This window comes from Nonomuraea sp. IBHARD001 (genome assembly GCF_056106265.1).
Map to the genome: position 1 here is coordinate 1,598,701 of NZ_JBWBBW010000002.1, position 13,518 is coordinate 1,612,218.

A 13,518-nucleotide genomic window follows, 5' to 3' on the forward strand; every position below is an offset into this window, starting at 1 on the left:
CCGGTGGGCCTCAGGTGAGCGCCACCGAGGCCTCGCTGGTGAGGGCGCTGAAGGTGAAGGACTCCTTGAGGTAGAGCCGTACCTCGCTCGCGGTGTGCGACTCGTAGCCGATGCACAGGTCCTCGCCCAGGTGCAGGACGAAGTCGCCGCCCCTGGTGGTCAGGACGAAGGCGCCGGAGATGGCCGGCCCCCAGATGATGTCGCCGCTGATCAGCCGCTGGATGTGGGAGAGCACCGGATGCCCGTGGTCGCTGGTCTCGGCGACCTGCGTGTAGGCGTCGGCACTGAGCACCACACTGTACGGCCCGTCCACCCCGGCCATCCGCAGCGCGCTCAGCGCCTGGGCGATGGCGTTGGGGTACTCTCGCACGTCCATCGGCAGGGCGGAGGCCGGGTTGTCGCTGCTGCCCCTGATGCCCTGGATGCCGGCGGCGGCGTAGCCCTCGAAGATGGCACGGTCCTCGGCCAGCGCCAGCGCCTTGGCCGCCTCCTTGACCGGACCCCAGTCGGCGTCGCCCGAGCCGCGCTCGGCGCTGTCGACGGCCTCGCGCGACAGGACGAAGGCACGGCGCAGCTCCACCACCGGCAGGGTCTGGCGCAGCCTGGCGACGATGCCCTCGCCCGGCGCCTCGACGGTGTGCAGATGCCCGGTGTTGACCGAGGCGAGCTCGGGCCCGGCCGGACCCTTGACGTCCACGACCCGGCGCCCGGCGACGTGCCGCTTGAACGTGCGCGCCGCCTCCTCCTCGATCTGGCTCCAGGCGGCGTCCGAGACGGGTGCGAGGTTTCGGTACAGGTTGTTCATGACTGAGGCACTCCCCTGAGGCTGCCGATGGCGAGCGGATTGACGGCGTCTTCGACGCCTGCGGTGCGGTCGTCGGCTGCTTCGAGCCCGGCCCCCGTGGACAGCTCGTCGAGCATGCCGGCCGAAGGACAGAAGAACAGCGACCCGGTCACCGCGGTCGAGAAGTCGAGGATCTGGTCGTAGTTGCCCGGCGGCTTGCCGACGAACATGTTCTCCAGCATCAGCTCGGTCGTCGCGGGCGACTTGGCGTAGCCGATGAAGTAGGTGCCGAACTCGCCCGCCGCGACGCTGCCGAACGGCATGTTGTCGCGCAGGATCTGGATCTCGGCGCCGTCCTGCTCGATCGTCGTCAGCGCGTTGTGCGCGTAGGAGGGCTTGACGTCGTCGTCGAGTTCGATGTCGGACAGTTTGGTCCTGCCGATGATCTGCTCCTGCCGCTCGGTCGGCAGCGCGTTCCACGCGGTGAGGTCGTGCAGGTACTTCTGGGTGATGACATAGCTGCCCCCGGCGAAGGCCGGGTCCTCGTCGCCGATGAAGACGGCGTCGAGCACGGCCGCCCCGGTCGGGTTCTCGGTGCCGTCGACGAAGCCGAGCAGGTCGCGGGAGTCGAAGTAGCGGAAGCCGTGCACCTCGTCCACGGCCTCGACGGCGTCACCGAGCTTGGTCATGATCTGCGAGACCAGCTCGAAGCACAGGTCCATCCTGGCGGCCCGTACGTGGAAGAGCACGTCGCCCGGGCTGGCCTTGGCGCTGTGCACGCCGTGGAACTCCCTGAAGGGGTGCAGCTCGGCGGGCTTGGGGCCGGGGAAGAGCCGGTCCCAGCAGTCGGAGCCGAAGCCGAGCACGCACGACAGCTGCCCGTCGAGCGAGCGGAAGCCGACGGAGCGTACGAGCGCGGCCACGTCCTCGCACATGTCCCGCACGGCGGCCTGACTGGCCTCGTCGGGCCGTACGTTCACGACAAGGAAGATCGCGAAGCGGGTGAGTCCCGCGTCGACGGCCTGTGAGCTGGTCATGGTCATCGATGCTATCCGCATGATCACCTGTCACCCTCGCACGCCCCCCCGATATCCGCTGGTCAGCGGATATCGGGGGAAGGCGGCGGACATGGCGAAGGGCCCGGCCTGCCCCTGGCCGGGCCCTTCGCCTTACCGCTTAGTGGTGACGGTGGTAGGAGTAGACGCGAACGTAGTCGCGACGGCTCTCCGAACCGTTGGTGTCGTCGCCACCGTCGTAGACGGCCTTGAACGTGCCGCTCTTCCAGGCCTTGGTCTTGGCCCAGAACTTACCGCCCCAGCTGGTCTTGGCCGAGGTGACCCACTTCCAGCCGCTGGAGTGGTCGGCGCGGAAGTACACGTCGACCTTGGCCCTGCTCAGGCCGTCCCAGCCGTCGTCGTCGACCTGCAGACGGCCGCTGAAGTTCAGCGTGCGGCCCTTCTTGACCGGGTCGGGACTGGCGCTGAAGCGGGTGATACGGGTGTCGGCCTTGCCCTGCTCCACCTCGACGGAGAAGTTGAGCTCGGCGGTCGCCTTCTTGCCGTGCTTGTCGAAGGCGTCGGCAATGGCCAGCCAGCGTCCTTCGGGGTCGTTCGCGCTGAAGGGAACCGTGAAGCGCCAGAGGTCACCCTCGTGCGCGATCTTCGGCTCCTTGACGCTCAGCGTGCGGAACTTGTCTGCCACTGGCCTGACCCGCAGCTCGACCTTCTCGGCGTCCGTGGTGCGCACCTCGATGGTGGCGCTGGTCCCGTCCCCCTTGACGACGACCGGGTTCGGCGAGATGTCGGTGATGCGGACGCTGAGGTCGGTTCGTGCGGCCTGGGCCGTACCTCCGGAAATCAGCATCGTGCCGCCTACGAAGGCAGCGACAATACCGGCAGCGATTCTCTTCATGAGGGTGTTTATTCCTCTCCCCGTCAGATGGGGCGGGCTCGGGTGCTCGCCCCCTCTACCTCCTTAGAGGCACGGGATGGGAAAAAGGTTGTTAGTAGGGGCAAAGTATTTCTAAAGGGACGGTGTGCATGATCGACGTCTACACCCTCGGCGAGGCCAGTGGCGTGGTGTCCAGCGGCAGGGTCCGCCATGACAGCGAGGCCCGCCTCGACGTCGGCGGCGCCGAGTTCGCGCTGGCCATCGGCCTGGCCAGGCTGGGCCACAGTGCCGCCTTCCTCGGCAAGGTGGGCGACGACGAACTGGGCGTCAGGGTGCTGTCGGTGTTGCGGGGAGAGGGCGTCGACGTGAGCGACGTCAGGGTCGACGCCAGCGCGCCGACCGCACTGCTGCTGCGGGAGTCGAGGATCGGGCACCGCACCCGATCCCTGGCCTACCGCGAAGGCTCGGCCGGGGCCAGGCTCACCCCGGGCAACGTCCTCATCGACAGGATCGGCGACTCCCGCATCCTGCACGTGACCGGCATCACGATGGGCCTCGGCCACGACTCCCAGTCCGCCGTGCTCGCCGCCGTGGCAGCGGCCCGTACGGCGGGCGTCTACGTCTCGGTCGCGGTCAACTACGTTCCGGCGCTGTGGCCTTCGGTCAAGGAGGCGGGGGAGGTGCTGGCGGAGCTGGCCTGCTACGCCGATCTGCTCTTCCTCGGGCACGACGAGCTCGACCTGGTCAAACCGGCGCTCAGTCCCGAACGCGAGGTCGTGGTCACCAGGGGCGCCAAGGGCGCGAGCGTCAGGGCCGACCGGATGCGCTACGACGCGCCGAGCCTTCAGGTCCCGGTCGTGGACACCACGGGAGCGGGCGACGCGTTCTGCGCGGGATACCTGAGCGGACTGCTCGACGGGCTGACCGCTCCCGAGCGTTTGGAACGTGGCACTCTGCTGGGCGCGTTCGCCGTCACCAGTATGAGCGACTGGCAGGGGCTGCCGACCCGGGAGGAGCTGACCTCACTTCCGTTCAACTGACGCAAATTCTTGCGCCAAGTGCCCTAGAATTTGCGGCATGACACGACGACTTGCAGAGGTGGCAAAGAAAGTCGGGGTGAGCGAGGCCACGGTCAGCCGTGTGCTCAACGGCAAACCGGGCGTGTCCGACGCCACGCGGGAGGCTGTGCTCACCGCGCTCGACGTCCTCGGCTATGAGCGGCCCACCCAGCTCAGAGGGGACAGGGCCAGGCTGGTCGGCCTGGTCCTGCCCGAGTTGCAGAACCCCATCTTCCCCGCGTTCGCCGAGGTCGTCGGGGGTGCGCTGGCCCAGCAGGGCTTCACCGCGGTCCTGTGCACCAGGACCGTCGGCGGCGTCTCCGAGGCCGACTACGTGGACCTGCTGCTGCAGCAGCAGGTCTCGGGCGTGGTCTTCGCCGGTGGGCTCTACGCCCAGGCCGACGCCTCGCACGCGCACTACGAGCTGATCCACGAGCGCAGGCTGCCGACCGTGCTGATCAATGCGGCCGTCGAGCACCTGGGCTTCCCCCAGGTCTCGGCCGACGACGTGGTGGCGGCCGAGATGGCCGTCGGCCACCTGCGGGCACTCGGCCACGAGCGCATCGGCCTGCTGCTCGGCCCCCGCGACCACATCCCCTCGCGGCGCAAGCGCGACAGTGCCAAGGTCGACCCCGACCTGGTCGAACACACGATGTTCTCCCTCGAAGGCGGGCACGCCGCAGCCACCAGGCTGGTCCGCAAGGGCGTGAGCGGCATCATCTGCGCCAGCGACCTGCTCGCACTCGGCGCCGTGCGCGCGGCCAGGCGCCAGGGGCTCTCGGTGCCGGGCGACGTCTCGGTCATCGGCTACGACGACTCGGCGCTGATGAACTGCACCGACCCGCCCCTGACCACCGTGCGCCAGCCGATCGACGCCATGGGCAGGGCGGCGGTCGAGCTGCTCGTCGCCCAGATCGACAAGGCCGTGGTGCCGGCCGACGAGTTGCTGTTCGAGCCCGAACTGGTGGTGCGCGCCTCGACCGCAAGGCCACGCAAGGACTGACATCCGGCTGCAAGCGACGGCCCGGGACTCCGACGAGTCCCGGGCCGTCGTCATGTAGTCGTTATATTTCATTGGCCTGTCGAAATATTGCAGACATCTGTCGATGATGCTTATCGTGTGGGACACCTCCCATCCACCCCCAGAAGGGTCAGATCGATGAGCATGCGCAGAGCGCTTGTGATCGCGGCGTGCCTGTCCGTCGCTGCCTGCGGCTCCACCGGCGCCGAGGAGCCCGAGACCCAGGGGTCGAAGACCCCGGCGGGGGCGGAGGCCCCGGTGACGATCACCGTCGGGTGCCAGCCGCCCAGAAGCAACACGATCGAGCGCAAGCAGTGGGACGCCGACGTCGAGGCCTTCCAGAAGCTGCACCCGCACATCACCGTGCAGAGCAAGGACGCCTTCCCCTGCATCAACCCCGACACCTTCCAGGCCAAACTGGCCGGAGGCAAGATGGAAGACGTCTTCTACGTCTACTTCACCGACGTCCAGAAGATCGTCAAAGCCGGTCAGGCCGCCGACATCTCCGCCCACGTGAGCCAGGTCAAGACCTACGGCGACCTGCGCGACGACGTGATCGGCGTGTTCAAGGACGGCGAGAAGGTCTACGGCCTGCCGCGCAAGAACTACTCGATGGGCCTGGTCTACAACCGCAAGCTGTTCACCCAGGCCGGACTCGACCCGGCGACCCCGCCCACGACCTGGGCCGAGGTACAGGCCGCGGCCAAGAAGATCGCCGCACTCGGCCCCGGCTACGTCGGCTTCGGCGAGTACAGCGCGGGCAACACCGGCGGCTGGCACTTCACCGCCTCCCTGTACGGCAGGGGCGGCGAGATGGTCACCCCCGACGGCAGGCAGGCCGCCTTCAACAGCCCCGAGGGCAAGGCCGTCCTGGCCAACCTCAAGCAGATGCGCTGGGCCGACTCCAGCATGGGCACCAAGCAGCTCCTGCAGTGGGAGGACCTCATGCGCATGATGGCCTCCGGCAAGACCGGCATGATGCTCGGCGCCCCCGACGTCGTCGAAGGGCTGCACGACCAGTTCAAGGGCAAGTACGAGGACTACGGCGTGGCCGCGCTCCCCGAGGCGAAGAGCTCGCTGAGCGGCGGCGACGGCTACATGTTCAACCCCAAGGCCACACCCGAGCAGATCAAGGCCGGACTGCTGTGGCTGGAGTTCCACGAGCTCACCCCCGGCCAGGGCCAGTTCGACTACGCCCGCGCCAAGGCCGACGGCCGCCAGGTCGGCCTGCCCTTCCCCGACCTCTTCGGCTCCTCGGCACCCGGACAGCAGGTCCTGGCCGACCGCAAGGCCAACGCCACCGTCCCGGTCGAGAACTTCTCCGGCTACCTCGACGGCTCGGCGACCATCACCGGCAGGCTGGAGCCGCCGCTGGCCCAGGAGCTCTACGCGATCCTCGACACGCCGATGTCGGCCGTACTCACCCGTGAGGACGCCGACATCGACCAGCTGCTGGCCGACGCCGAGGCCAAGGCCAACAAGGTTCTGGCCAAGCAGGGCTGATGCTCGACACCCTGCGGCGGGCCCCCGCCCGCTCCGGCAGGCGCGCCCCCTCGGCCATCGGCCGGGGGGTGCGCCGCAACCTCACCGCGTACGGCTTCCTGTGCGGCGCCCTGATCTGCTTCGCGTTCTTCTCGTGGTACCCGATGGCCCGCGAGATCCTGCTCAGCTTCCAGGAGACGAACTTCGTCGACGACCCGGTCTGGGTCGGCCTGGACAACTTCCGCACCGTGCTCGACGACCCGGCCTTCACCGCGGCCTGGCAGAACACGCTGATCTTCACCGGGCTCGCGCTGCTGGTCGGGTTCGTGGTGCCGTTCGTGGCCGCGATCGTGCTGAACGAGCTCAAGCACGGCCAGGCCTATCTGCGCTTCGTGGTCTACCTGCCGGTCATGCTGCCGCCCGCCGTCGCCGTGCTGCTGTTCAAGTGGTTCTACGACCCGGGGCCCGGCCTGTTCAACCAGCTGCTCGACGTGGTCGGCCTGCCCGCACTGGCCTGGCTCGACTCCACCGACACCGCGCTGCTGTCGCTGGTCATCGTCTCGACCTGGATGAACCTGGGCACGGGCACGCTGATCTACCTGGCCGCGCTGCAGAGCATCCCCGGCGACCTCTACGAGGCGGCCGAGCTGGACGGCGCCGGGCTGCTGCGGCGTGTGTGGCACGTGACGATCCCGCAGACCAGGCTGATCCTGCTGGTCATGCTGCTGCTGCAGGTCGTCGCCACCATGCAGGTCTTCATCGAGCCCTACCTGCTCACCGGCGGCGGCCCGGAGAACGCCACCGTCAGCGTCGCCTACCTGATGTACCAGTACGCCTTCAACTTCGGCGACTTCGGCGGCGGCGGTGCGCTCGGCCTGATGCTCATGGTGGTGCTCGTCGTCTTCTCCGCCGTCTACCTGCGCGTGTCCAGGGAGGAACAGCGATGAGCGTCCGCACGCTGGTCTCGCCGCACACCTTGAGCACGCCGCGTGGCCGCATCCTCTACTGGAGCGTGCTCACGCTCGTCATGGTGACCTTCACCGCCGTCTTCGTCTTCCCGCTGTACTGGATGGCGACCGGCGCGCTGAAGTCGGCCGACGAGCTGGCCCAGATGCCGCCCACGCTGTTTCCCGCCGACCCCGACCTCTCGGTGTACGCCGAGGCGTGGGACCTGCTCGACCTCGGCCTCTTCCTGGGCAACACCGCCCTGTACGCCGGTGGCGCCTGGCTGTTCACGCTGCTGTTCGACGTGTGCGCCGCCTACGCGCTGTCCAAGCTGCGGCCGATCCTGGGCAAGGTCGTGCTCGGCCTCATGCTGAGCACACTCATGATCCCGCCGATGGTCGTGCTGCTGCCCGCCTATCTGACCGCCTCCGACCTGCCGATCCTGGGCTGGGACCTGCTCAACACGCCCTGGGCGATCTGGCTGCCCGCCGTGGCCAACGGGTTCTTCGTCTTCCTGCTCAAGAGGTTCTTCGACTCCATTCCGAAGGAGTTGATCGAGGCCGCCCAGATGGACGGCGCCTCGCCGGGACGCGTCCTCTGGTCGATCGTGCTGCCGATCTCACGGCCGATCCTGGGCGTGGTGTCGATCCTGTCGATCGTCACGTGCTGGAAGGACTTCGTCTGGCCGCTGCTCGTGCTGCCCGACACCGACAAGATGACGATCAGTGTGGGCATCGCCTCGCTGGCCGCCCAGGTGCCGCAGAACGTGCTCATCGCCGCCCTGGTCATCGCCAGCATCCCGGCGATCGCCGTCTTCTTCGTCTTCCAGCGCAGCATCATGGCCGGGCTCACGGCCGGAAGCCTCAAGGGCTGACCTCCAAACCGATGGGAAATACACATATGTCTGACACGTGGTGGCGGGGAGCCGCGATCTACCAGGTGTACCTGCGCAGCTTCGCCGACGGCAACGGCGACGGCGTCGGCGACCTGGCCGGCCTGCGGGCCCGCCTGCCGTACCTGGCGGAGTTGGGGGTCGACGCCGTGTGGCTCAATCCCTGGTATCCATCGCCGATGGCCGACGGCGGCTACGACGTGGCCGACTACCGGGGCATCGAGCCGGTGTTCGGGACGCTCGCCGAGGCGGAGAAGTTCATCGAGGAGGCGCACGCGCTCGGCATCCGCACCATCGTCGACGTGGTGCCCAACCACGGCTCGACCGCACAGGAGTGGTTCGTCAAGGCGCTGGCCGCGGGGCCCGGCTCGCCGGAACGCGCCAGGTTCTGGTTCGCCGACGAGCCGGGCGAATGGACCTCGATCTTCGGCGGCCCCGCCTGGACCCAGGTGGGCGACGGCCAGTGGTACCTGCATCTGTTCGCCCCCGAGCAGCCCGACTTCAACTGGACCCATCCCGACGTCGTCGCCGAGTTCCACGACGTGCTCAGGTTCTGGTTCGACAGGGGAGTGGACGGCATCCGCGTCGACTCGGCCGCGATGTGCGTCAAGGACTTCGACCGCGGCCTGCACGACGACCTCGACGGCGTGCACGACATCTACCGGGACTGGCGTGCGATCGCCGACTCCTACGGGCCAGGCCGCATCCTCATCGGCGAGGTCTGGCTGGCCGACCAGGAGCGGTTCGCCCGCTATCTGCGCCCGGACGAGATGCACACCGCGTTCAACTTCGACTTCCTGGCCTGCCCCTGGGAGCCCGCCGCCCTGCGCGCCTCGATCACCCGCACCCTGGCCACCCACGCCCCCATCGGCGCCCCCGCCACCTGGGTGCTGTCCAACCACGACGTCCCCCGCCCCGTCACCAGGTACGGCAGGGCCGACACCGGTTTCGACCACGGCGACAGACGCGACGGCGTCCCGAGCGACCTGGCACTCGGCACGCGCCGGGCCAGGGCGGCGGCGCTGCTGGCGATGGCGCTTCCCGGCAGCCTCTACGTCTACCAGGGCGAGGAGCTCGGCCTGCCCGAGGTCGACGACATCCCGGGCGAGCTGCGCCAGGACCCGATGTGGCGGCGCTCCGGCTTCACCGTGCCAGGACGCGACGGATGCAGGGTGCCGCTGCCCTGGTCCGGCCAGGCGCCTCCCTACGGGTTCGGCGGCGAGCACACCTGGCTGCCGCAGCCGGACTCCTGGGCGCCCCTGTCGGTCGAGGCGCAGCGCGCGGACCCGGGTTCGATGCTGTCGCTGTATCGCGAGGGGCTGCGGTTGCGGCGCACGCCGCTGTTCGACGGGGAGCTGACCTGGCTCGACCTCGGCACGGACGACGTGCTGGCCTTCAGCCGGGCCGGAGGGCTGACCTGCGTGGTGAACCTGGGCGCCGAAGCCGTCCGGCCTCCGGCGCACGAGGAGGTCCTGCTGGCCGGAGGGCCGATGCCCGATGGGTTGCTGCCGCCCGACACGGCTGTGTGGCTGCGCACGGCAGAATGACGACATTTTCCCTTTACCCTCCCATGGCCATATGACAAGCTCATGGCTGCGCTTGACAGCGGCATACGGGAGTGTGAATGGGGCCGTGCTTCGGCGACTTCCTGGTTTTGGCGCGCTGTGCGAGATTTGCCGTCGGGCTTCCTTCGGCCGGGGTGTTCGCGCAGGTCACCTGGGCTGAGCTGGGTGTTGCATTCGATCGCGTGGTGGCTCCCGTCGTGGTCAGGGTCATCAGTGACGGGAAAAGACGCCCGGCCGTGCTCGCCGCCCTTCGCGCGATGAGTGGGAAAATCGGTTACGCGATTCTGAGTTATGCCTGGATGGCGGGCAGGCCGTGCCAGGTCGAGGTGGCCGCACTCGCGGGTGCGGTCACCAGGCTCTACGACGACCTCTTCGACGGCACCGGCACTCCCCTGCTCGACGACCGCCCGGGCCCCGACCCCGCCTCCTTCGAGGGCGAACTCGAACGCCTGCTGATCGAGCTCTGCCTGGAGATCGAGGTCAGGGCCGGGCTGTCCGGCGACGACCCCGTCTACGCCTCGCTCGCCGCCCTGCACGACTACCAGTGCCTGTCGCGTCAGCAGCGCGACGCCGTACTGCCGGGCGACGCGCTCGCGAAGATCACCCGAGGCAAGGGCGCGATGGCGAACGCCACCCTGTGCGGCCTGGTCAACCCGCGGATGGACGAGCGGGAACGCGCGCTGCTCATGGAGCTGGGCGAGGCCTTCCAGATGCTCGACGACTACATGGACGTCGAGGAGGACCGCCTCGGCGGCGTCACCACCCTGGCCACGCTCGGTGTGATCGGCGTGGCCGACGTGGGAGCCGCGCTGCGGGCGTTGCGCGGCCCGATCGTGGCCAGATACGGACGAAGGACCAGTCGTCAGTACTTCGGCATGGTCTACTTCCTGCTCGTCAAGGCCGTCGTCGGCAGGCGGCTGCCGTTGCTGGGCTCGCTGGCCAGGCGGGTCCTGGCCAGCGGGGTGCGCTCGCCGGTCCTGACCCTGCTCACCCGTGGCGACGGCGCACTGCCGCCCGCCGCATCCCCGACCACGAGGTGGCGATGAACCGCGCCAAGCTCCTGCCCCTGATCCTGCTCATCGTGCTGGCCGCCATCGCGGTCGCCACCGTCGCCGCGGCGTGGAGCGGCCTGACCGGCAGCGGGGACGACGCCGTCACCCTGTGGGTGGGCGTCGGCTCGGTCCTGGTGCCGATCGTCACGTTCGCGTACTCGCTGTTCAAGGGCGAGGGCGGCGCCGAGCGGCCGGTGGAGGAGCGCGCGGCCGACAAGGCGGCCGACCTGGCCGCGACCGTCGGCGACGAGTGGCGAGGCGAGGAGAAGCAGAGAGGGCTGTACCTCGCCAGGCGCGCCGACGTCCGCTGGCGGCATGCCAAGGGCTCCGACCGCAACAGCCCGCTGGCCAGGGCGCTGCCCGACGGAGGCGGGCTCGGTGAGCTCATCGCCGGATTCACCCGCCACGCCACCGGCGGCGACCTGACCCGCCTGGTGGTGATCGGCGAGCAGGGCGCGGGCAAGACGGCGACCTGCGTGCTGCTCACCGTCGCCCTGGCCGCCGACGGGCCGAGGAGCGCGGTGCCCGTGCACTTCCAGCTCGCCGACTGGGATCCGGCCAGGCCCGTCGTCGACTGGATGGCCGACGAACTCCTGCGCGCCTACCCCACGGCGACCGACGCCGCCAGGGGCCGGGCGGTGGCCGAACGCCTGGTCGCCATGCACGTGCTGCCGGTCCTCGACGGCCTCGACCACATGCGGGACCCGAGGGCGGCCCTGGCCCGGATCGAGGAGGACCTGGCCGGGCGCTCGTTCGTCCTCACCAGCCGGAGCGGCCACTTCGGCCGGGCCAACGCCGCACACGTGCTGCACCACGCCGTCGTCGTCGAACTGCAGCCGCTCGACGCCGACGAGGTGTGCGCGTACCTGCGTGCCTACGAGCCGGACGACGGGCACGGCGGCAGGCTGGCGCCGGTCGTGGCCGAGCTGACCGCCCATCCCGAAGGCGCACTGGCCCAGGCCCTGCGGACGCCGTTCATGCTCTCGCTCGCCGTCGCGCCCGGCCAGGCGCCTCCCGCCGACCTGCTGGGCGCCGAAGGGCCCGGCGCCGCCGACCGGATCGAACGGCATCTGCTCAACACGTTCGCCGATCGCGCCTTCCTCGGGTCCAAGCGGTGGAAGGACGGCGAGCGGGTCAGGCGCCATCTGACCTTCCTCGCCGCCCAGGCCGAGGCGAACGAGGGCAGGCTGGCCTGGTGGAAGCTGCACACGGCCGTGCCGCGCGCGGTGTTCCTCGCCGTCGCCGTCGGCATCGCGGGCCCGGTCTGCGCCGTACTGGCCGGAGGCTTCTTCTACGTCATCTCCGGACAGCCGGGCATCGGCCTGGCCATCGGGCTCGGCGTGGGGGTGGCCGGGGCGTTCGTCGTCGAGCTCATCCCGCAGGAGGACCCGCGCCGGGCCAGGCCCAGCCTGTGGACCGGCAGGTCGCTCTCGGGCCGCGCCCTGCTCAGGGCCGCGGGCTTCGGCCTCACGGGCGCCGCGGCCTGCGCGCTGATCGTGCTGGCCCTGTACGAGGAGCTGTCCTACGTGGTGGTGGGCGGCGCCCTCATGGGCGTGACGTATGCGATGGCCAGGTACTTCAGCGAGCCGAGCGACCCGATGAAGGCCGTCACGTCCGACACGCTGCTCAGCGGCGACCGTGCCGCCGTGCTCTACGCCTGGGCGCTGGGCAGTGTGTCGGGGGCGCTCACCGGGGCCTACCTGGGATCGGCGCTCAGGGCCGGCCATCGTTCACCCGAGCTGGACGACCTGGCCTTCGTCACCGGGCTCACCCAGGTGCAGCACACCCTGCTGGGGGCGCTCGGCGGGCTCATCCTGGCCGGGGCCGGGCTCGGTCTGATGACGCACGGCTCCAGCGCGTGGGGCAGGTTCCTCACCACGCGGGTATGGCTGGCCCTGCGCGGGTCGACGCCGCTGCGGCTGATGGCGTTCCTGCGGGAGGCGCGCTCGCGAGGCGTGCTCAGGCAGTTCAACGGCTACTACGAGTTCACCCATGCCCTGCTACGGCATCATCTCGTCGAGCCTGGCGCCGCGACCACCACCGGGCCCGACAACTCCCAATAGGTCCGCCGGGCAGGCCGCCCGCCCGCCGTGGGCCTGCCCCGGTAGCGGGCCTGGGGGAAGCGCGTCCACGCGGCTCCCGCCTGCTCGCGGCCAGGCTCGATCACCAGCTCGCCCAGCTCCCTGCTCACCTCGGCCAGCGCCTGCCGCCCGCCACCGCCCGCCCAGTGCGCGAACCCGAGCGTCGCCCGCGACCACACCCCCGCCTCCGCCTCGGCCCTGCGCCTGCGCACCAGCTCCCGCACGTCCTCGGCCCGGCCCAGGTCATAGGTACGGCGGGCGCCGGGCCTGGCCGACCTGCCGTACGGGCCCTCGACGGTCAGCCTGAGCACCTCGAACGGGCGGCGGCGCAGCACCTCGCTCTGCACGTCGAGCCAGAGCGGCTCGAAGTCGCGCTGCCGCCGCTCGGCCGCCATCAGCACCACGGTCCTGGCCACCAGGTAGCAGCCGAGCGGCACGGCCACCAGGACATACGCCCTCGACACCCACATCCCGGCCAGCGCCAGGCCCATCGTGAGCACGGTCAGGGCGGCGGTGAGGGCATGGGCCCGGGCGAAGTCCGGCTCACGCAGGCCGACCAGGGCCCGTCTGAGCAGCTCGCCCGAACCGGTCGCGGGCGGGAGGGGGACCGGCAGGTCAGGCCTGACGAATTCGGAGTCGCAGGGCTGCGCCTTCACGCCATGACCTCCCGTCGCGTGTCCTCACACTTCTCGACTGTACGCCTGCGGGGGCGGGGCGGCTCTGACCCCTGGGGGATGGTTCAGGGCGC

At 69.9% G+C, this 13,518-nt stretch carries 12 protein-coding genes; 8 read left to right on the top strand and 4 right to left on the bottom strand.

Going from position 1 to position 13,518, the window contains the following annotated elements; genetic code table 11:
* Positions 1-10 precede the first annotated feature (10 nt).
* The 3 genes from ACTWNK_RS09560 to ACTWNK_RS09570 all read right to left on the bottom strand — a co-directional run bounded on the left by ACTWNK_RS09560 (position 11) and on the right by ACTWNK_RS09570 (position 2,647).
* Positions 11-805 (bottom strand): family 1 encapsulin nanocompartment shell protein, encoded by a 795-nt coding sequence (locus ACTWNK_RS09560; RefSeq protein ID WP_474303512.1) that lies wholly within the window; start codon positions 803-805, stop codon positions 11-13.
* A complete protein-coding gene (locus ACTWNK_RS09565) occupies positions 802-1,821 on the bottom strand; it encodes a Dyp-type peroxidase (RefSeq protein ID WP_474303513.1) in 1,020 nt (339 codons plus the stop codon). The genes ACTWNK_RS09560 and ACTWNK_RS09565 overlap by 4 nt, the downstream gene beginning before the upstream one ends.
* Positions 1,822-1,960: 139 nt before the next feature.
* The gene (locus ACTWNK_RS09570; RefSeq protein ID WP_474303514.1) at positions 1,961-2,647 is read right to left on the bottom strand and encodes a hypothetical protein; all 687 of its coding nucleotides are present in this window, start codon (positions 2,645-2,647) and stop codon (positions 1,961-1,963) included.
* Positions 2,648-2,823: 176 nt separating this feature from the next.
* On the opposite strand from ACTWNK_RS09570, the gene ACTWNK_RS09575 reads away from it, so the two are divergent.
* The 8 genes from ACTWNK_RS09575 (at position 2,824) to ACTWNK_RS09610 (ending at position 12,752) form a co-directional block, all read left to right on the top strand.
* Positions 2,824-3,714: a sugar kinase gene (locus tag ACTWNK_RS09575; protein WP_474303515.1), complete on the top strand. Its 891-nt coding sequence runs from the start codon at positions 2,824-2,826 to the stop codon at positions 3,712-3,714.
* A 37-nt stretch (positions 3,715-3,751) separates the two neighbouring features.
* Positions 3,752-4,735 carry a LacI family DNA-binding transcriptional regulator gene (locus tag ACTWNK_RS09580; RefSeq protein WP_474303516.1) on the top strand — a complete coding sequence of 328 codons (984 nt, stop codon included), beginning with the start codon at positions 3,752-3,754 and terminating at the stop codon, positions 4,733-4,735.
* A gap of 156 nt (positions 4,736-4,891) precedes the next feature.
* The gene (locus ACTWNK_RS09585; protein WP_474303517.1) at positions 4,892-6,256 is read left to right on the top strand and encodes an ABC transporter substrate-binding protein; all 1,365 of its coding nucleotides are present in this window, start codon (positions 4,892-4,894) and stop codon (positions 6,254-6,256) included.
* Positions 6,256-7,182 (top strand): carbohydrate ABC transporter permease, encoded by a 927-nt coding sequence (locus tag ACTWNK_RS09590; RefSeq protein WP_474303519.1) that lies wholly within the window; start codon positions 6,256-6,258, stop codon positions 7,180-7,182. The genes ACTWNK_RS09585 and ACTWNK_RS09590 overlap by 1 nt, the downstream gene beginning before the upstream one ends.
* The gene (locus tag ACTWNK_RS09595; protein ID WP_474303520.1) at positions 7,179-8,054 is read left to right on the top strand and encodes a carbohydrate ABC transporter permease; all 876 of its coding nucleotides are present in this window, start codon (positions 7,179-7,181) and stop codon (positions 8,052-8,054) included. Before ACTWNK_RS09590 ends, ACTWNK_RS09595 begins: the two co-directional genes overlap by 4 nt.
* 26 nt (positions 8,055-8,080) lie before the next feature.
* A complete protein-coding gene (locus tag ACTWNK_RS09600) occupies positions 8,081-9,619 on the top strand; it encodes a glycoside hydrolase family 13 protein (protein ID WP_474303521.1) in 1,539 nt (512 codons plus the stop codon).
* A 275-nt stretch (positions 9,620-9,894) separates the two neighbouring features.
* Entirely contained in the window at positions 9,895-10,683 is a 789-nt protein-coding gene (locus tag ACTWNK_RS09605; RefSeq protein WP_474303522.1) for a class 1 isoprenoid biosynthesis enzyme, read from the top strand.
* The gene (locus ACTWNK_RS09610) at positions 10,680-12,752 is read left to right on the top strand and encodes an NACHT domain-containing protein (protein ID WP_474303523.1); all 2,073 of its coding nucleotides are present in this window, start codon (positions 10,680-10,682) and stop codon (positions 12,750-12,752) included. Before ACTWNK_RS09605 ends, ACTWNK_RS09610 begins: the two co-directional genes overlap by 4 nt.
* On the opposite strand, the gene ACTWNK_RS09615 is transcribed toward ACTWNK_RS09610, so the two are convergent.
* Positions 12,698-13,426 carry a hypothetical protein gene (locus ACTWNK_RS09615; RefSeq protein WP_474303524.1) on the bottom strand — a complete coding sequence of 243 codons (729 nt, stop codon included), beginning with the start codon at positions 13,424-13,426 and terminating at the stop codon, positions 12,698-12,700. The genes ACTWNK_RS09610 and ACTWNK_RS09615 overlap by 55 nt on opposite strands.
* Between the last annotated feature and the right edge of the window lie 92 nt (positions 13,427-13,518).